Here is a 21393-nt window from a genome sequence, read left to right as displayed (position 1 = left end):
GTCGGTCGGATCGGAAATGGCCGGGAAGTGTCGGATGGAGGTCAGTCGGTCGGCCGCCCGGCCTCATGACGGCGGGACAGCGTGCGCAGCGTCGGGCTGAGGGTGGCCAGGACGGCCGCGGCGGCCATCCCCGCCGAGCAGAGCAGGATCGCCCGGTCGCCCGGCAGGGCCTGGGCGAGCGATCCGCCCAGCGCGGGGCCCGCCGCGCCCGCCGCGCCGCAGGCCAGGACGAGTGTGCTGGTGAGCCTGCCGCGCAACTCGTCCGGGGTGCGCAGCAGTTGATCGGTCATGATCGCGGTGTTCGCCGTCGGCGGGAACAGCGCCATCAGCGCGAACAGCACCCCGATGAGATAGCCGCTGTCCATCAGCACGGTGACCGGGGCGAGCACGGCCAGCGACCAGAACACCGCGATGATGCCGCCGTACGGGCCCAGCCGCCGGTGCAGTACGGGCGCCAGCAGCGCGCCCGCCACCCCGCCCACCCCCAGCATGGCCGCCATCACGCCGACCTCACCTGAGGGCACCCCCCGGGACTCGGCGAGCACGATGACGACGAGGTAGAAGGCGCTGAAGAACAGGTTGAGCACCACCGCGCACACCACCGTGACCCGGATCCTGCGCTCCCGCCACACCCACCGCAGCCCGGCCAGCGCCTCCCGGCCCAGCGGGCCCGCCCCGCCGGTGGACCGCTCGCGCGGCGGCAGCCGGACGAAGAGCAGCGCGACGAAGGAGAGCGTATGGGTCACGGCGTCCACCAGAAAGGGCACGAACCGCCCCACGGCGAACAGGAACCCGCCGGTCGCGGTGCCCGCCAGCTGCCCCATCGAGGCCCGTGCCGTGTTCATCGCCACCGCAGTGGGCAGGTGCTCGTCCGCCACCAGGCCGGGCAGCGACGCGTTCTCCGCCGGTTCGAAGAGGGCCGCGCTCGCCCCGAACACCGCCGCCACGACGGCCATGTGCCAGACGGTGGCCGCGCCCGCCCACACGGCGGCCACCAGGCTGACGGCGGAGACCGCCTGGGCCGCCTCACAGCCCAGCATGATGGCCTTGCGGTCGTAGCGGTCCACCAGGACACCCGCCGGGAGCCCTGCCACCATCTGAGCGGCGGCGATGGTGCCCATGACCAGACCGGAGGCGGCGCCAGAACCGGTGAGCGCCAGGACCAGCAGCGGAAACGCGATCAGCGCGGTGTGGAAGCCGAACTCCGAGAGCGCCTGACCGCCCCACAGCAGCCGGTAGTCGCGGTTGCGCGCCAGCGGAACCGGCGGGGACACCGGCGGGGCCGCGGTCATGCGGCGCCCCGGCAGTCCCCGGCGATCCGGCGCAGCGCCTCCGCGAAGTCCCCGGCCACCGCCTCCACGGTCGCCCTCTCGTGCACATCGGGGCGGTAGCGCCAGGTGAAGCCGAGGCGCCCTTCCTGCACCGCGCCCACCACCTCCAGCAGATGGGAGCCGCCCTCGCGCGGATCGTGGTCCTGGCCGAACGAGCCGTGCTCGGCGTGGACCAGACCGCCCTGGGACTCGGCCGACCGGGCGTCCCACTGGCCGAGGTAGTTGAACACGACCTGCGGCCCGGTGCCGTGCCGGGACAGCCGCTCCCGCAGCCCGGGCGGGCCGAAGGCGCGCAGCGCCCCGAAGCCGAAGCCATTGCCGGGGACGGTCCGCAGCCGCCGCCGCACCGACTTGACCAGCCCCCGCCAGTCGGCAGGGCCGTCCTCGGGCAGGTCCGGCAGCTCGAAGGAGACCGGATACATGGTGGTGAACCACCCCACCGTACGGGAGAGATCGACACCGTCCAGGACGTCCTCGCGCCCATGGCCCTCCAGCTCCACCGACACCCGCCGCTGGCCCGTCCAGCGGGACAGCGCCAGCGCGAGGGCGGCCAGCAGCACATCGTTGATGCGGGTGCGGTAGGCGGTGGGGGCCGAGCGGAGCAGCGCCTCGGTGTCCCGCTCGTCGAGTTCGACCGGCACCGTGGCGATCTCCGGCCCGGGCGTGGCCACCTGGTGGTCCACCGGCAGCGGCCGGGCGGCAAGGGCTTCGCACCAGTGGTCGGCCTCATGGTCCAGGCCGCCCCCGGCGACATGCTCCGCGAGCCGCCGCGCCCAGTCCCGGAAGGCGGTGGTCTTGGTGCCGAGGTCCACCGGTTCGCCCCGCACCCCCTGCTGATAGGCGATGTCCAGGTCGTCCAGCAGGATCCGCCAGGACACCCCGTCGATGACCAGGTGGTGCGCGGTCAGGAAGAGGTACGGCCGCCGGGCCGCGCCGAACCGGAACAGCGCGGCCCGCAGCAGCGGCCCCCGGCCCAGGTCGAAGCCCGCGTGCAGCGCGTCCGCCGCCTTCTCCACCGCCGCGTCCGCCTCCCGGTCCGGCAGACCCGACAGGTCGTGGCGGTCCAGGACGCCACCGCCGCCATCCGGTTCCGGGACGTGGCCGTGCCATTCGCCGCCGTCCTCGGTGAACCGGGTGCGCAGCGCGTCGTGGTGGACCAGGAGCGCGGCCAGCGCCCCCCGAAGCGCCTTCTCGTCCGGCTCCTGGTGCAGCTCCAGCAGCGTGGACTGGTTGAAGTGGCGCGGGTTCACGGTGTGGGTGGCGAAGAACCAGCGCTGGATCGGGGTGAGCGGAAGAGCCCCGGTCACCGGCTCCGCACGGCCCTCGTCCCGCTCGGCGGTGGCCACGGTGGCCAGCGCCGCCACCGACTGATGGGCGAACAGGTCCTTGGTGGTCATGCGCAGCCCGGCCTGCCGGGCGCGGGAGACCACCTGGATGCTGAGGATGGAATCCCCGCCCAGCTCGAAGAAGTTGTCCTCCACGCCCACCCGTTCCAGACCGAGCACATCGGCCCAGATCTCCGCGATCCGGCGCTCCATCGGGGTGCGCGGGGCGACATGGCCCGCACCGGAGGTGAGGGGCACCGGATCCGGCTCTGGCAGCGCCCGGCGGTCCACCTTGCCGTTGGCCGTGAGCGGAAGGGCGTCCAGGGTGGCGAACGCCGACGGCACCATGTGGGACGGAAGGGTCCTGGCCAGGACGTCGCGCAGCGAGGCGGCGGTCGGCGAGGTGCCCGGTGCCGGGACGACATAGCCCACCAGGCGCTTGCCGCCGGAGGGCTGCTCCGGCGTCGGGGCGGTCTCCCGCACGGCGACCACCGCTTCCCGCACCTCCGGGCTGCGCCGCAGCGCGCTCTCCACCTCACCGGGTTCGATCCGGAACCCCCGCACCTTGACCTGGTCGTCGGCCCGGCCCAGGAACGCGAGCTCACCGCCGCCGGTCCAGCGCACCACATCGCCGGTGCGGTACATCCGCCCGCCCGCCGGGCCGAACGGATCGGCCACAAAACGTGCGGCGGTCAGCCCCGGGCGGCCCAGGTAGCCCCGCGCCAGACCCGCGCCCGCGACATAGAGCTCCCCGGCCACGCCCACCGGAACCGGGCGCAGCGCCTCGTCCAGGACGTAGACCCGGGTGTTCGGGATGGGCCGGCCGATCGGCGGTACCCCCGATCCGGCGGTCAGCGGCCCGGACCAGGTGCTCACCACCGTGGCCTCCGTCGGGCCGTAGGAGTTGACCATCCGCCGGCCCGGCGCCCAGCGGTCCACCAGCTCCGCGGAGCAGGCGTCTGCGCCGACGATGAGGGTCCGCAGATCCGGCAGCCCCGCCCGCCGGTCCGGCGCCCCCGTCCGCCCATCCGGCGGCCCTGTCGGACCATCCGGCGGCCCCGTCCGCCACGCCGCCTCCGGCACGGTGGCCAGCGCCGCCGGGGGGATCAGCGCATGGGTGATCCGCTGTCCGCCGAGCACCTCGGCCAGCCGCTCGCCCAGCAGCGGGCCCTCGTCACCGATCACCAGCGCGGCGCCCCGGGGCAGCGAGACGCACAGCTCCAGGACGGAGGCGTCGAAGCTGGGTGAGGAGAACTGCAGCACCCGGTCCCCGGCCCGTACGTCGTAGTGCGCGGCCGCGGCGGCCGAGAAACCGGCCAGCCCCGCATGGGTGACCACGACCGCCTTGGGCACACCGGTGGAACCGGAGGTGTAGATGACATACGCCGGATGGTCCGGCGTTAGCCCACGGGGCGGCGGTGGCGTGGCGGGGCCCTCCCCGGTCCACACCGAGGCCGTGTCGTCGAGCACCACCGAGGGCGCGGCGTCGCGCAGCATGAACGCCACCCGCTCCTTGGGATAGCCGGGGTCGACCGGCAGGAACGCACCGCCCGCCTTCGCCACGGCCAGCTGCGCCACCAGCATCTCCACCGAACGCGGCAGCACCAGCGCCACCAGCCGCTCAGGACCCACGCCCCGGCCGATCAGCCGGTGGGCCAGCCGGTTCGCGGCCACCTCCAGCTCGGCGAAGGTGAGATCGCCCTTCCCGTACCGCACGGCCGTGGCATCCGGGGAGACGGCCACCTGCCGCTCGAACAGCTCGGGCAGCGTGGCCCGTTCCACCTCCAGGCGGGTGTCGTTCCACTCGACCAGGGTGCGCCGCAGCTCGGCCGGGGTGGTCAGCGGCAGCGCGCCCACCTGGCGCCCCGGATCCTCGGCGATCCCGGCGAGCAGCGTCCGCAGGGCCGCGCCCATCCGCTCCGCGGTCGGGGCGTCGAACAGATCGGTGCTGTAGCCGATGAGCCCGCGCAGCACGCCCCCCTCGGCCTCGGCGAACTCGAAGGTGAGGTCGAAGGCGGCGGTCTGGGTGTCGAGTTCCACGTCCGCCAGCTCAAGACCGGGCGGCTCCGGGTCCCGGGCGGGGGCGTTCTGGAGCACCACCATCGCCTGGAACAGCGGTGTCCTGCTGGTGTCCCGCACCGGCCGCACCTCGTCCACCACCCGCTCGAACGGCACCGCCTGATGGGCGAAGGCGTCCAGGACGGTGCCGCGCACCTCGGCCAGGAAGTCGTCGAAGCGGGCGTGCGGATCGACGGTGGAGCGCAGCACCAGGGTGTTGACGAAGAAGCCGATCAGCCGCTCCACCTCGGGTCGCTCCCGCCCCGAGGTGACGGTGCCCACCGCGATGTCCCGCCCGCCGGACAGCCGGGCCAGCAGGATCTGGGCCGCCGCCACCAGCGTCATGAACAGCGTGGTGCCGCGCGTCCGTCCGAACTCCTTCAGACGTGAGCTCACCGCGGCGGACACCGTGAACTCCACGGTGGCGCCGTTCTTCGTCCGCACCGCGGGACGGGGCCGGTCGGTGGGCACCTCCAACGGCGGAACCCCGGCCAACTGGCGTGTCCAGTAGGCAAGTTCCTCATCAGCGCGGGGGGCGGTGAGCTCGGTGCGCTGCCAGGCGGCGAAGTCCGCGTACTGCACCGGGAGCGGGGGCAGCGCCGCGGGCTCACCGCTCAGCGCCGCCCGGTACAGCTCCCACAGATCGCCGGTGAGCACACCGGTGGACCAGCCGTCCGTGATGATGTGATGCAGCGTCAGGCTCAGGATGTGCTCCTGTGCGCCGAGCCGGATCAGCCCGGTGCGCAGCAGCGGGCCGCGCCGCAGATCGAAGGGGCGCGTCCGTTCGTACGCCAGTAGCTCCCGCGCCTCCGCCTGCCGCTCGGCGGCGGGGAGATGACACAGGTCCTGCGGATCGAGCCGGATCTCCCGGGGGGCCTGCACGATCTGCGTCCCGCGCCCGTCCACCGCGTCGAAGGTGGTCCGCAGCGATTCGTGCCGGGCCACCAGCGCGGTCAGCGCCGCACCGAGCGCGGCCACATCGAGGGCGCCCCGTACCCGCAGCGCCAGCGGGGTGATGTACTCGGCGCTGTCGGGGGCGAAGGAGTCCAGGAACCACAGCCGCTGCTGCGGATACGACAGCGGCAGCTCGCCGTCCCGGGCCACCGGTGTGATCGGGGCGGGCCGGTCCGCGCCCCGGCCGTCCGCGCCACCGAGCGCCTCGGCCAGGGCGGCGACGGTCGGATGGGTGAACACCAGACGGGGCGACGGCTCCACCCCCAGCACCTCCCGCAGCCGTGAGGTGAGCCGGATGGAGAGGATCGAGTCGCCGCCGAGCTCGAAGAAGTTGTCCCCGGCGCCGACCCGTGCCACGTCCAGCACCTCGGCCCAGACCGCCGCCACGGCCCGTTCGGCCCCCTCGCGCGGCGCCCGGTGGGGCGTGCGGCGGGTGTCCGGGCCGGGCGCGGGCAGCGCCGCCCGGTCCAGCTTCCCGGTGGGGCCGAGCGGCAGCGCCTCCAGCGGGACGACGGCGGACGGCACCATGTAGTCCGGCAGCCGCTCCGCCGCGTACGCCCGCAACGGGTCACCCTCCACCGGGGTATCGCCGGCGGCCACCACATAGGCCACCAGCCGCTTGCCGCCGGGACCGTCCTCGCGGGCCACCACCGCGACGTCCGCCACCCCGGGATGACCGGCCAGCGCACCCTCCACCTCGCCCGGCTCGATCCGGAAGCCACGGATCTTGACCTGGTCATCGGCGCGGCCCAGGAACTCCACCGTGCCGTCCGGGCGCCGCCGCGCCAGATCGCCGGTGCGGTACATCCGCTCCCCTGCGGGCCCGTACGGATCGGGGAGGAACGCCGCGGCGGTCGGCCCTGGACGGCCGAGGTAGCCACGGGCCACCCCCTCCCCGGCGACGAAGAGCTCGCCGACCACGCCCGGCGGCACGATCCGCATCCTGGAGTCCAGGACGTGGACCCGCGTGTTGTCCAGCGGCCGGCCGATCGGCACCGCCTCGGGCACCTCGTCGGCGCGGCACATCGGGAAGCGGGTGGCGAAGGTGGTGGTCTCGGTCGGCCCGTAGCCGTCCACCACGGTCAGCCCGGGGCAGCGCTCCAGCACCCGGCGCACCGGGGCCGCGGGCACCACATCGCCACCGGTCCACACCTCGCGCAGCCCCGTGAAGCAGTCCGGCGCGTCCGAAGCCAGCAGCCGGAACAGCCCGGCGGTCAGCCAGAGCCCCGTCACCCCCTGCTCGGCCACCAGCCGGCGCACCGCGGCGGCGTCCAGCTCGCCCGATGTCACCACCACCCGGCCACCGTTCAGCAGCGGCACCCACATCTCGTAGGTGGCGGCGTCGAACGCCACCGGTGAGTGCAGCGGCACCCGCTCGTGCCCGCCACCGGCGAAGGCGCGGTCGAGGGCGAGCGCCGCCACATCGCGGTGGCGCACCCCCACGGCCTTCGGCACACCGGTCGACCCGGAGGTGAACATCACATACGCCAGCTGGTCCCGGTGCACCGGCACCGCGGGCGCCACCGGCTCGCCCTCCCGGGCGGCGGCCACCTCCTCCGGCGTCAGCACCACCGCGGCGCCCGCCTGGTCCAGCAGTGTCCGCCGCCTCTCGCGCGGGGCGCGGGCGTCCACCGGTACGTACACCCCACCGGCCCTGACCACCGCGAGCTGGGCCACGACCAGCTCCACCGACCGGTCCATGAGCAGCGCCACCCGGTCCTCCGTACGCACCCCGGACCGCAGCAGCCGTCCGGCCAACCGCCCCGCCCACGCGTCGAGTTGGGCATAGCTGAGCGAGGTGGCGCCATCGGTGACGGCGACGGCGTCCGGGCCGCCGCGGACCCGCTCGGCGAACAGCCGCGCGAGCGAGCCCTCCGGCAGCGGCCGGGCGGTGGCGTTCCACTCACCTGCCGCCCGCCCGTACTCCGCCTCCGTCAGCAGCGGCAGCTCGTCCAGCGACCGCCCGGCGCCGTCCGCGATCCCGGTGAGCAGCGTCCCCAGCTGGGCCGCCGCCCGCTGAGCCGTGGCCGCGTCGAACAGCGCCGGATCGTAGGCGAGGTCGAAGCCCAGCCGGTCGCCGAGATAGGCGCGCAGACACAGCGGGAAACTGGTGGAGTCCTCGGCCCGCACCTCCCGCACCCGGATTCCGGCACCGGCCGCCGACGTCTCGTCGAACGGGTAGTTCTCGAACACCACCATGCTGTCGAACAGCGCCTCACCGGCCGGGACCGCGCTGAGGGCCTGGATCCGGGGGAGGGCGACGAAGTCGAAGCGGCGGGACTCGCTCTGCTGCTCCTGGAGCTCCCGCAGCCATGCCACCACCTCACGGCCGCCCTCGGCCACGGCCCGGGTGGGGACCGTGTTGATGAACATGCCGACCATCGTCTCCACGCCCGGCAGCCCCTCGGGACGGCCCGAGACGGTGGTGCCGAACACCACGTCGGGCACCCCGCCGTACCGCGACAGCAGCAGCGCCCACGCGCCCTGCACCACCGTGTTGACCGTCAGCCCGCCACCGCGTGCGGTCTCCCGCAGCCGGGCGGACACCTCCTCGGTCAGCTCCAGCCGGGTCAGCGCGGCCGAGGTGGTGCGATGCGCCTCCCGGGGCCGCCGGTCGTACGGCAGCGGCGTACGGGCGCCGAACCCCGCAAGCACCTCGCGCCAGTGGCGCTCCGCGCGCTCCTGGTCCTGCTCGCGCAGCCAGCGCAGGAAGTCCCTGAAGGCCCGGCGGGCGGGCGGCCGGGGCGGGCGCCCGGCCACGAGCGCCGCATAGGTCTCGCACACCTCGGCGAAGACCTGGCCGGTGCTCCAGCCGTCGAGCATCAGGTGGTGTGAGGTCCACACCAGCATGACCTCGTCACCGGGCAGCTCGGCCACCGCGATCCGGCTCAGCGGGGCCGAGGTGAGCTCCATCCCGGCGGCACGGTCCTCGGCCAGCAGCCGCCGCAGCGCCTCCTCCCGCGCGGACGGCGTCAACTCCCGCCAGTCCAGCCGCACGGTGGGCAGCCCGGCCCGGCGGTGGACCACCTGGACCGGCTCGGCCAGCCCCTCCCAGCGGACGGAGCTGCGCAGGCCCGGCGTACGGTCCACCACCCGCTGCCAGGCGGCGGCGAAGGTGTCCGGGTCGGCGATGCCGCCGATCCGGATGGCGATCTGGTCGAAGTAGGCGCCACCGGTGGCGGCGCTGTCCACGAGGCCGTGGAAGAGCATGCCCGCCTGGAGCGGGGTCAGCGGATACACGTCCTCCACCGCCCCGCCGTCACCGGCGATCAGATCCACCTGCCGCTGGTCGAGCCGGGCGAGCGGGAAGTCGGACGGGGTGCGCCCGCCCGCGCCCGGCTCGGCGCAGTGCGCCACGATCTCCTCCAGTGCGGCCAGACAGCCGTCCGCGACCCGGCGCACGGTGGCCTCGTCGTACATCCGGGCCGGATAGCTCCAGCCAAGCTCCAGCCGGCCGTCCTGGACCGCCCCGGTGACCTCCAGCAGATACGGGCGGGTCTCGCCGGGCGCGGCGTCCTGGCCGGTCACCGGGAGGGCCGCGCGGTACAGGCCCGGGGCGCTCCCGCCGTCCGCCGCCACGTCCCACTGGCCGTGGTAGTTGAAGACGATCTGCGGCGAAGGACCGTCCCGCAGCTCCCCGGCCGGGGACCCGTCGGGGGCCAGATGGCGCAGCGCCCCGTGGCCGAGCCCGTGGTGCGGGACCGCGCGCAGCTGCTCCTTGACGGACCGGAGGGTGTCGCGCCACCCCGCCCCGGCGTCGACGGCCAGGGCGAGGGGGTACTCGGCGGTGAACCAGCCGACCGTACGGGAGAGATCCAGGTCCTCGAAAAGATCCTCGCGGCCGTGTCCCTCCACGCCGATCAGCACCGTGTCCCCGCCCGTCCAGCGCGCCAGGCTCCGGCCCAGCGCGGCGAGCAGCACATCGTTGATCCGCGTCCGGTAGACGCCCGGGACCCGGCGCAACAGCGCCTCGGTCTCGGCACGGCCGAGGGCCGTGGTCAGCGTGGCCGCCGTCGCATGGGTGTTGGGACCCTCGCGGTCGACGGGGAGCGGGGCGGGCGCGGAGCGCGCAACGCCCGCCCAGTACGCCAGGTCACCGTCGAGCCCGCCGGAGCGCACATGGTCCGCCAGCCGGGCGGCCCACCGGGTGAAGGCGCTGCTCGCCGGGGGCAGCGCGGGGGCGCCACCGGCGGCGGCACCGCGGTAGGCGGTCTCCAGATCGCCGAGCAGGACGCGCCAGGAGACGCCGTCCACCACCAGGTGGTGGGCGGTGAGCAGCAACTCGGGCGGCTGCCCCGGGCCGGCGGTGAACAGCAGCGCCCGCAGCACCGCCCCCTCGGCGATGTCCAGGCCCGTCTGGGCCGCGACCGTGGCCTCCCGTACGGCCTCGGCGCGTGCCGCGCCGTCCAGACCGGACAGGTCGTGCCGCTCCAGGACTTCGCCGGGGGCGGTGGGCAGGACCTCCTGGCGCCACTGCCCGTCGACCACGAGGAAGCGGGTGCGCAGCGCCGCGTGGTGCGCCACCAGGGCGTCCACCGCCCGCCGCAGGGCGGCCTCGTCGAGGTCGCCGGTGAGCTCGAGCCGGTGGCTCATGGTGAAGTGGTGCCGGTCGCCGGGGAGCCGCCCGTCCAGGTACCAGTGCTGGATGGGCGTCAGCGGCGCCGGTCCGGCCACCGCCCCGGCCGCCCCGGCGAGCGGCTGCCGACGGGCCGTCTCGACGCTCAGCGCGAGCTCCGCCACGGTCTGGTGGCGGAAGACGTCCTTGGAGGTGAGCGTCAGCCCGGCCCGGCGGGCCCGGGAGACGATCTGGATGCTGAGGATCGAATCGCCGCCCAGGGCGAAGAAGTTGTCCTCCACCCCCACCTCCGGGACGCCCAGCACCTCGGCCCACACGCCCGCCAGCGCCGTCTCGGCGGGGGTCCGGGGCGCCACGTACGGCGAGCCCCGCTCGGGGCGATCGGGGGGCGCGGGCAGCGCGCGCCGGTCCACCTTGCCGCTGTCGGTGCGGGGCATCCGGTCCAGCGTCACGAAGGCGGCCGGGACCATGTAGTCGGGCAGGGTGCGCTTGAGCAGGGCGCGCAGCTCCACCGGACCGGGGTCGCCGGTCGAGTCGTCGGAGCAGGTCACCAGATAGGCCACCAGCCGCCGGTGGCCGGTGTCCTCGCGGGCCACGACCACCGCCTCCTGGACCGCCGGATGGCCCAGCAGCGCGGCCTCGATCTCGCCGGGCTCGATCCGGAACCCACGGATCTTGAGCTGGTCGTCGGCGCGGCCCAGGAACTCCAGCGCCCCGTCCGCCGTCCAGCGCGCCCGGTCGCCCGTGCGGTACATCCGGCCGCCCGGAGGGCCGTACGGATCGGCCACGAAATGCGCCGCGGTGAGCCCCGGGCGGCGCAGATAGCCGCGGGCGACCTGCGCCCCGGCCAGATGGAGTTCACCGGGGACACCGGGTGGCACCGGCCGCAGCGCACCGTCCAGGACGTACGCCCGCAGATTGCGGCCGGGCCGCCCGATCAGCGGACGGTCGCCGAGACCGGCCAGCTCGCCGTAGACCGCGTCCACGGCGCATTCGGTGGGCCCGTAGAAGTTGTACGCCGCCACGCCCGGCACCGCGCGCAGCTCCCGCCACAGCCCCGCCCCCAGGGCCTCGCCGCCCACCATGACGATCCGGGGGCGGTGGCGCTCCCCGGCGAACAGCCCGGCCGCCATGAGCTCATGCAGATACGACGGGGTGACGTCGAGGAAGTCCAGGCCACGGTCCCCGACCAGGGCCACCAGGGCGGCCGGGTCGAGCCGTACCGCGTCGTCCACCAGGTGCACCTCCTGGCCCGAGGCCAGGAACACCGCGCCCTCCCAGGAGGTGTCGAAGGAGAACGCGGCGGTCAGCGCCGAGCGCAGCGGACGGCCCGCCCCGGCCTGGTGCGGGGCGATGAGCCCGGCCCGGTGGTCGAGGCAGAGGTTGACCAGCTGGCGGTGCTCGACGGCGACACCCTTGGGGCGGCCGGTGGAACCCGAGGTGTAGGTGAGGTACGCGGTGTGCCCGGGCAGCAGCGGGCCCGGCCGGTCCGCGTCGGTGGGATCGGTGTCCGGCAGCCCGTCGAGCGGCGCGTCCCGCAGGACTTGGGGGGTGAGGACGACCTCGGGCGCCGCGTCCTCCAGCAGGAACCGGGCGCGTTCGGCGGGCAGTCCGGGGTCCACATACAGCTGGGTGCCGCCCGCCTTGAGGACCGCCAGCACGGCCACCATCAGATCAGCGGTGCGCGGAAGCCTGACCGCGACCACCTTCTCCGGACCCACGCCGAGGGCGATCAGCTGGTGGGCCAGCCGGTTGGCCGCCGCGTTCAGCCCCGCGAAGTCATAGCTGGCGCCGGAGGCCACCAGCGCGGTGGCGCCCGGGGTGCGGGCGGCCTGCTCCTCGAAGAGCCGGGGGAAGGTGGTGTCCGGCACGGCGAGCGCGGTGCCGTTCCACTCCTCCAGTACCGTCCGCCGCTCCCCGGCGGTCAGCAGCGGCAGTTCGCCCACCCGGAGCCCGGGGTCCTCGGCCACCGCCTCGAGTAGCAGCCGCAGCTGACGGGTCATCCGCTCCACGGTGGCCGTGTCGAACAGATCGGTGTTGTACTCCACGAAGCCGGTCAGACCGCCGGGGCCCGCCACGAAGTCGAAGCCCAGGTCGAAGGCGGCGGTCCGGCCCGGGACCCGTACGGACTCCACGGTGAGACCGGGCAGTTCGGGCACCTCGGCGCCCACGTTGTGCAGCGCCACCATGACCTGGAAGAGCGGGGTGCGGCTGGTGTCACGCTCCGGCTGGAGCGCGTCCACGATCCGCTCGAACGGCACGTCCTGGTGGGCGAAGGCATCCAGCACGGTGCCCCGCACCCGGGTGAGCAGCGCCTCGAACGGCTCGTCGGCCGCCACCCGGGTGCGCAGCACCAGCGTGTTCACGAACATCCCGACCAGATGCTCCAGTTCGGGCCGCTCCCGTCCCGAGGCCACGGTGCCCACCGCGATGTCCTCCTGCCCCGACCAGCGGGCCAGCAGCACCTGGCAGGTGGCGAGGAGCGTCATGAAGAGGGTGGAGTCGCGGCGCCGTCCGGCCGTGCGCAGCCGCTCCACCAGCGCGGCGGGCAGGGTGAATTCCAGCAGCGCCCCGCATCGGGTCTGCACGGCCGGCCGTGGCCGGTCGGTCGGCAGCTCCAGCGGCGCCACATCCGCCAGCCGCGCCCGCCAGTACTCCAGCTGCGGCTCCATCCGCGCCGCGCCGCCGAGCGGATCGCGCTGCCACGCCGCGTAGTCGGCGTAGCCCAGTGGCAGCGGGGCGAGCGCGGGCCGCCGTGCCGTGACCGCCGCGCCGTACAGCTCGCTCAGATCGGCGCCGATGACGGCCGTGGACCAGCCGTCCGTGACGATGTGGTGCATCGTCAGGGTGAGCACGTGCTCCTCGTCGTCCAGCCGGATCAGGGACGTCCGCAGCAGCGGTCCGGTGCGCAGATCGAAGGGGGTGGCGCCCTCCCGCTCCAGCAGCCGCTCCAGCTCCCGCTCGCGCGTCGCCACGGGACGGTCCGCGAGGTCGTGTACGGGTAGCGCCACCTCGTACGGAGCGTGCACCCGCTGCACCCCACGGCCGTCCACCTCGGCGAAGGTGGTGCGCAGCGGCTCGTGCCGGGCCACCAGGGCGTCCAGGGCGGTGCGCAGCGCGGCGGTGTCCAGGCGGCCGCGCAGCCGCAGCGCGAAGGGCGTCACATACTCCGTGCCGCCACCGTCGAAGGAGTCCAGGAACCACAGCCGCGCCTGTGGATACGACAGCGGCAGCTCCCCGTCCCGTGGCACGGCCGGGATGGTGTCCACCACACCGCCGTCCTCCGGCGCTCCGCCCGTCTCCGGCGCGCCCAGCGCGGCGGCGAGTTCGGCCACGGTGGTGTGGGTGAACAGCGCGTGCGGGGTGACCTCGGTGCCGAAGGCCGCTCGCAGCCGGGAGGCCACCCGGATGGCCAGGATCGAATCGCCGCCCAGGGCGAAGAAGTCATCCGTCGCCCCGGCCTGCTCGACCGGCAGCACCTCGGCCCACACCCGCGCCACCGTGCGCTCGGCCTCGGTGCGCGGGGCGATCCGCTCCGCGCTCGCCGCGAAGCCGTCGAGGCCGGGCGCGGGCAGCGCCCGCCGGTCCAGCTTGCCGTTGGCGGTCAGCGGCAGCGCGTCCAGCGCCACGAACGCCGCAGGGACCAGCTGCGCGGGCAGCGACCGCTGAAGGAACTCCCGCAACTCACCGGCCGCTGGCAGCACGGCCGAACCGGCGGCCACCACATGGGCCACCAGCCGCCGCACCCCGGGCTGGTCCTCCCGTACCGTCACCACCGCCTCCTGGACCGCCGGATGGTCCAGCAGCGCGGCCTCGATCTCGCCGGGCTCGATCCGGAAACCACGGATCTTCACCTGGTCGTCGGCCCGGCCCAGATATTCCAGCTCGCCGTCCGCGCTCCACCGGGCCCGGTCGCCGGTGCGGTACATCCGGCTCCCGGCGGGCCCGTGCGGATCGGCCACGAAGCGGGACGCGGTCAGGCCCGGGCGGCGCAGATAGCCCCGGGCGAGCCCGGCCCCCGCCACATACAGCTCGCCGACCGCCCCCGGCGGCACCGGCTCCAGCCCCCCGTCCAGCACGTACACCCGCAGATCGGGGATGCCGGTGCCGATGGCGCTCGCCTCGGAGGACGTTGCCGCGCGGTCGAGCGGGGCGTAGGTGACATGCACGGTGGTCTCGGTGATCCCGTACATATTGACCAGCGACGGCGCGGTGTCCGGATGCCGTGCGTACCAGCCCGCCAGCCGCCGCGCGTCAAGCGCCTCACCGCCGAACACCACCCGGCGCAGCGCGAGTTGAGCGCCGGGGTGCTCCTCGTCGGCGCGCATCAGCCCCTGGAAGGCGGACGGCGTCTGGCTGAGCACCGTCACCCGCTCCTCCGCCAGCAGCCGCAGGAACTCCACGGGGGACCGCGAGACGGCGTACGGGACGACCACGAGCCTGCCGCCGTGCAGCAGCGCACCCCAGATCTCCCAGACGGAGAAGTCGAAGGCATAGCTGTGGAACAGCGTCCACACATCGCTGGCCTCGTACGAGAACCACTCTCGCGTCCGAGAGAACAGCCGGACCACATTGGAGTGCGGGATCACCACGCCCTTGGGCGCGCCCGTGGACCCGGAGGTGTAGATGGCGTAGGCGGGGCTCTCCGGCAACGGCCCGGAACCCGCCGGGAGGGCGGTGGGGCGGCGCTCCAGATCGGCGATCAGGGCGGGGTCGTCCAGGCACAGCGGGGCCACGGCGGTGTCCCCGTCCCCGGCGAGCCGTGCAGCCAGGTCGGTGGTGGTCAGCAGGGCCACCGGTGTGGCGTCGGCTAGCATCCGGGCGATCCGGCCGGACGGCTGGTCCGGGTCGAGGGGCAGATAGGCCGCCCCCGTCTTCAGCACCGCCACCATCGCCACGATCATCTCCGGAGAGCGGGGCAGCGCGAGTGCCACATACCGCTCCCGCCCGGCGCCCTCGGCGATCAGCCGGTGCGCCAACCGGCCCGCCCGCGCGTCGAGTTCGGCGTACGACAGCGACTCTCCTGCGCAGGAGACGGCGATGGCACCGGGGGCGCGGGCGGCCCGCTCCTCGAACAGGTCCACCAGCGTCCGCTCCGATGCCCCGGGGGCCCTGGCGCCAAGGGTCCGTTCCGGCGCCCCCGGGGCCGCGACGCCGCTCCACTCCGCCAGGATCCGCCGCCGCTCCTCCGCGGTGGTCCACGGAAGCGCCCGCAGCGGGCGGTCGGCGTCGGCCGCGATCGCGGTGAGCAGCACACACAGCCGGTCGGCGAGCGCGCCCGCGGTCCCGGCGTCGAACAGCCCCGGGTCATAGCCGAGGTCGAAGCCCAGCCGGTCGGAGAGATGGGCCCGAAGACTCAGACCGAAGGTGGTGGCGTCGATCGAGCGGACCTCGATGATCCGCAGCCCCGCCTCGCGCGCCGAGGAGTCGTCAAAGGGGTAGTTCTCGAAGGCCACCATCGAAGCGAAGAGCGGGGTCCCGGCCGGTAGTTCGCTCCAGCCCGCCACCTGCGCCAGCGAGACCGATTCATGGCGCCGGGACGCGGACTGCGCCATCTGGAGGTCCCGCAGCCACTCCCCGGTGTTCCGGGCGGGGTCCACCCGCACCCGGGTCGGCAGGGTGTTGATGAACATCCCGACCATCGACTCGACCCCGGCCAGCTCCGCCGGACGGCCCGAGACGGTGGTGCCGAAGACCACGTCGTCCTCACCGCCGTACCGGGACAGCAGCAGCGCCCAGGCGCCCTGCACGATCGTGTTGACGGTCAGACCGCCGCTCCTGGCCCTACGGCGCAGCTCCTCCGACACCTCGGGGGTGAGCGACACCGCCACGGTCGCCGAGGACCGGGCCCGGTGGGACTCCACGGCCCCGCGGTCGGCTGGCAGCGGGGTCGGCGCGGTGAAACCGGCGAGCACATCCCGCCAGTGGCGCTCCGCCTCCTGCCCGTCCCGTCCCTCCAGCCACTGCAGGTAGTCACGGAACGGGCGGCGGGCGGGAAGTGCCGGAGCGCGGCCCCGGGCCGCCGCGGTGTACCGCTCGCACACCTCGGTGAACACCTGCGCCAGGCTCCAGCCGTCCAGGACCAGATGGTGTGAGGTCCAGATCAGCGCCACCCGGGCGTCGGTCAGCCGGGCGATGGCCAGCCGCATCAGCGGCGGCGCGGCCAGATCGACGCCCAGGGCCAGGTCCTCGGCCCGGAATCGTTCCAGCTCGGCCTCGTACCGCTGCTCCGGCAGCCCGCGCCAGTCCAGCTGGGTCACGGGCACCTCGGCGCGCTGGTGGACGAGCTGCAGCGGCCGCCCGACGCCCTCCCAGACGACGCCACTGCGGAGCACCGGTGTGTGGTCCACCGTCTCCTGCCAGGCGCGGGCGAACGCCTCCGGGTCGGCCACCCCGTCCAGGATCAGCGTGGCCTGGTCGAGGTAGACGTCCTCCTCGCCGCCGACCAGCCGGTGGAAGAGCATGCCCTCCTGAAGCGGGGTCAGCGGATAGACGTCCTCGATCCGTCGCCCGTCGCCCACCAGCCGGTCGACCGCGGCCTGGTCCAGCCCGGCCAGCGGGAAGTCGGAGGGGGTACGGCCGCCCGCGTCCGGTCCGTCGCAGTGCGCCACGATCTCCCGCAGCGCCGTGAGCACGCCGTCCGCGAGCCCCCGCACCGTGGCCGCGTCATGGACCCGGTCGGAGTACAGCCACGTCAGCTCCAGCTCACCGTCCGCCACCACGGCGGACACATCGAGCGGATACACCGATGGCTCGTCGGCGGCCAGCTCCCGCCCCAGGCTCTCCCCGGTGAGGGTGAACGCGCCGCCGTCCCCGCCCGAGTCCCACTGGCCGTGGTAGTTGAAGCAGATGCCCGGCAGCGGTGCGTCGGCGAGCGCCCGCGCGGGGGAGTCCGGGGCGCTCAGATACGCCAGCGCCTCATGGCTCAGCCCCCGGTGCGGCACCGCGCGCAGCTGCTCCTTCACCGACTTCAGCACCGCGCCCCAGCCGTCCCCCGGCAGCGTCAGCGCCACCGGGTACTGCGTGGTGAACCAGCCCACGGTCCGGGACAGGTCGACGGCCGCGTCCAGCTCCTCGCGGCCGTGGCCCTCCATGGCCACCAGCACCCGGTCCTCGCCGGTCCACCCGGCGAGCACCCGTCCCAGCGCGCTGAGGAGCACATCGTTGATCTGCGTCCGGTACGCCCCGGGCACCCGGCGCAGCAGCCCCTCGGTGGCCCCGCGGTCGAGCGTCACGCGCACGGTGCGGGTGGACCCGGCGGTGGCCGTGCCGGGGCGGTCCACCGGAAGGTCCGCACCGCCCGCCCGCCGTACGCCCTCCCAGTGCGGCAGATCGCCGTCCAGCTCGCCCCGGAGCACCCGCTCGCCCAGCCGATGGGCCCAGGTGGTGAAGGGGGTGGAGGCGGGTTCGAGGCGCACCGGCCCCCCGGCGGCGGCCTGCCGGTAGGCGCTCTCCAGATCGCCCAGCAGAATGCGCCATGAGACGCTGTCCACGGCCAGGTGGTGCACGGTGAGGAACAGCCGCGGCCGGACCCCCGCCCCGCGCCACAGCAGCGCGCCCCGCAGCAACTCCCCTGTGGTCAGGTCGAGTTCGGCGCGGGCGGCCTCCGCGGCCGCCTCGGCCGCGGACGTCTCCCGGGCGCCGCCGAGCGCGGACAGATCGTGGCGGCGCAGCACCGGCCCGCCCGCCGCGCCGTCCGCGAGCTGCCGCCACTCGCCGTCGTCGCCCCGGAAGAACCGGGTGCGCAGGGCCGGGTGGTGTGCGACCACGGCGTCCAGCGCCGCCTCCAGCGCACCCTCGTCCAGGCCGGTCGGCAGATCGAGGACCATCGACATGGTGAAGTGGCGGAGCGGGCCGTGGGTGGCGAAGAACCAGTGCTGGATCGGGGTCAGCGGCGCCGGGCCCGCCACGTCCGCCGACCCGTCGGCGTCCTGAGGCGCTGTGCGCGGCGCCGCGGCGGCGGCCAGCTCGGCGATGGTCTGGTGCAGGAAGACATCCCGCGAGGTGAGCGCGAGCCCGGCCTGGCGGGCCCGGGAGACGATCTGGATGCTGAGGATCGAATCGCCGCCCAGCTCGAAGAAGTTGTCGTTCACCCCCACCGTCCGGGCGCCCAGCACCTCGGCCCAGATCCGCGCCAGCTCCCGCTCCTCCCCGGTCCGCGGCGCGGTGGTGTCCCGCTCCGGCCGGTCCGCGTCCAGCCGCGGCGCGGGCAGCGCCCGGCGGTCCAGCTTGCCGCTGGTGCTGAGCGGCATGGCGTCCAGGACGACGAAGGCACCGGGGACCATATGGCCCGGCAGGGTCCGCCCGAGAGCCGCGCGCAACGCCCCGGAGGCGGGCGGCTCACCGCCGGGCGCTGGCACGTAGTAGGCGGCCAGCCGGGCGTGGCCGCGGTCGTCGGCCACCGCGACGACGGCCGCCTCGGCGACGGTGGGCAGATCCAGCAACGCCGCCTCGATCTCGCCCGGTTCGATCCGGTGGCCCCGGATCTTCACCTGGTCATCGGCCCGGCCGAGGTAGTCAAGCTCCCCGTCCGCGGTCCAGCGGGCCAGGTCCCCGGTGCGGTACATCCGGCTCCCGGCGGGCCCGTACGGATCGGCCACGAAGCGGGCCGCGGTCAGCCCGGGGCGGCCCCGGTACCCCCGGGCCACCTGCTCACCGGCCAGATACAGCTCACCCGCCACCCCCACCGGCACCGGCCGCAGCCGCGGGTCGAGCACCTGGGCGCGGAGATTGCCCAGCGGGCGGCCCACCACCGGGCGCCCCGCACCGCCGATCCGGGCCGCGAGCGCGTCGATGGTGCACTCGGTCGGACCGTAGAAGTTGTACGCCGCCGTCCCCGGTGTGTCCGCCAGCCGCCGCCACAGCGACGGCCCGATGGCCTCGCCGCCCAGCATCAGCACCCTCGGGCGGTGCCCGGGGTGGTCAAGCAGCCCGGCCGGGAGGAGCTGGCGCAGATACGAGGGGGTGAGGTCGAGGAAGTCGATGCGGTGCTCGGCGACGCGCGCCACCAGCGCTGCCGGGTCGAGCCGGGTGGCCTCGTCGATGAGATGCAGCTCATGGCCGTCGGCCAGCAGCAGCAGCCCCTCCAGCGAGGTGTCGAAGGAGAACGACGCGGTCAGCGCCGCGCGCAGCGGCCCGCCGCCCGCCTCGGCCACAAGGCCCCCGCGGTGGCCGACCAGCAGGTTGACCAGCGACCCGTGCTCCACGGCCACCCCCTTGGGGCGGCCGGTCGAGCCCGAGGTGTACAGGACGTAGGCGGCGTTGCCGGGGCGCAGTGCGGCGGTCCGGTCCGCGTCCGTGGGGTTCGCCACCGGCAGGGTGGCCGGGACGGCGCGCAGGGCGGCCTCGTCGAGCACCAGCGCGGGCCCGGCGTCGGAGACGAGGAACGCGACGCGCTCGGCGGGGAGTTCGGGATCGAGGGGCAGATAGACCCCGCCCGCCTTGAGCACACCCAGGATCGCCACCACCATGTCGGAGGTCCGGGGCAGCTTCACCCCGACGACGCGCTCCGGGCCGACGCCCCGGGCGATCAGATGGTGGGCCAGCCGGTTGGCGGCCGCGTTCAGCCCCGCGAAGTCGTACGTGGCGTCGGAGGCCACCAGCGCCGTCGCATCCGGGGTACGGGCCGCGGCCGCCTCGAACACCGCCGGGAACGTGGCCGGTTCGACCGCGAGCGCGGGGCCGTGCCCGACGGCCGCCATCCGCCGCCGTTCGCCCTCGGTCAGCAGGGGCAACTCGCGCAGCGGCCGGTCCGGTCCGGCCGCCACTCCGTCGAGCAGCACCAGCAGATGTCCCGCCATCCGCTCGGCGGTCGCCCGGTCGAACAGCTCGGTGCGGTACTCCAGCAGTCCCCGCAACTCCTCCCCGTCCTCGACGAATTCGACGCTGAGGTCGAAGGTGGCCGACCGGCGGGGCACGGCCACGTCCGTCACGGCCAGCCCGGACGGCCGGGGCGCGCTCCTCGGGGTGCCGTGCAGCAGCACCATCACGTCGAACAGCGGATTGCGGCCCGCCTCCCGGCGCGCCCCCACCGCCTCCACCAGCCGCTGGTACGGCGCCTCGTCATGGGCGAAGGCGTCCAGCACCGTGGCCCCGGTGTCGGCCAGCAGCTCCCGGTAGGAGCGGGCCGTGTCCACCGTGGAGCGCAGCACCACCGTATTGACGAAGAAGCCGACGGCGCGCTCGAGTTCGGTGCGGCCACGGCCGGAGGTGACGGTACCGATGGCGATGTCGTCCTGCCCCGACCAGCGGGCGAACAGCCCCTGGCAGGCGGCGACCAGCGCCGTGAACAGCGTGGTCCGCTCGTGGGCCGCGAGTGCCCGCAGCCGGTCCGCGGTGGCCCGGTCCACGGTGAACTCATGGATCGCCCCCGCCGAGGTGGGCGCGGCCGGCCGGGGCCGGTCGGTGGGCAGCTCCAGGGGGACGACGCCGTCCAGCCGCTCCTTCCAGTAGTCGAGCTGGCGGTCCAGCGCGGCTCCCGAAAGCCGCTCCCGCTGCCACACGGCGAAGTCCGGGTACTGCACCGGCACCGGCGGCAGCGGGTGCGCGCCGGGCCCGGCGCCGTAGAGCGCGCACAGCTCGTCCTGCAGCACCCCCATCGACCAGCCGTCGGTGACGATGTGATGGGCCGTGAGCAGCAGGACGTGCGCGTCCGCGGCCAGGCGGATCAGCAGTGCCCGCAGCGCCGGACCGGTGCGCAGCTCGAACGGCCGGGCGTACTCGGCCAGCAGCAGCCGGTCCAGCGCCCCGGTGTCTCCGTCCTCGCCGGTGAGGTCGGCCACCGGGAGCGGGACGGGCGCGGCCGGGCACACCACCTGGGCGGGCCCGCCGTCGACGTCGTCGAACGTGGTCCGCAGCGCCTCATGCCGCTCCACCAGGGCATCCAGCGCCCGGGAGAGCGCCACCACATCCAGGGCGCCGGTCAGCCGCAGCGCCAGCGCGCTGTTGTACCCGGCCTCCTCCGGCTGGAGGGCGTGCAGGAACCACAGCCGCTCCTGGGCGAAGGACAGCGGCAGCGGGCGCGCGCGGTCCGCGCGGGGGATGGCGTCGGCGCGCCCGGCCCTGCCCGCGAGGCGGCGGCGCAGCGCCTCCCGCAGCTCCTCGGGCAGGGCGTCGGCGCGATCCTTCCTCGAAGACGTCATGTCGTCCT

The 21393-nt window shown here is 74.8% G+C and carries 2 protein-coding genes; both read right to left on the bottom strand.

The window, feature by feature from the left end:
* Positions 1 to 41 precede the first annotated feature (41 nt).
* Complete coding sequence (locus VT50_RS13675; protein ID WP_046086617.1) at positions 42 to 1292, bottom strand: MFS transporter; 1251 nt, start codon at positions 1290 to 1292, stop codon at positions 42 to 44.
* On the bottom strand, positions 1289 to 21385 hold the full coding sequence (locus VT50_RS13670; RefSeq protein WP_046086616.1) for a non-ribosomal peptide synthase/polyketide synthase: 20097 nt from the start codon (positions 21383 to 21385) through the stop codon (positions 1289 to 1291). The genes VT50_RS13675 and VT50_RS13670 overlap by 4 nt, the downstream gene beginning before the upstream one ends.
* Positions 21386 to 21393 lie beyond the last annotated feature (8 nt).

Source organism: Streptomyces antioxidans (assembly GCF_000968685.2).
Lineage (GTDB): Bacteria > Actinomycetota > Actinomycetes > Streptomycetales > Streptomycetaceae > Streptomyces > Streptomyces antioxidans.
This window is presented reverse-complemented; position numbering and strand designations above follow the sequence as displayed.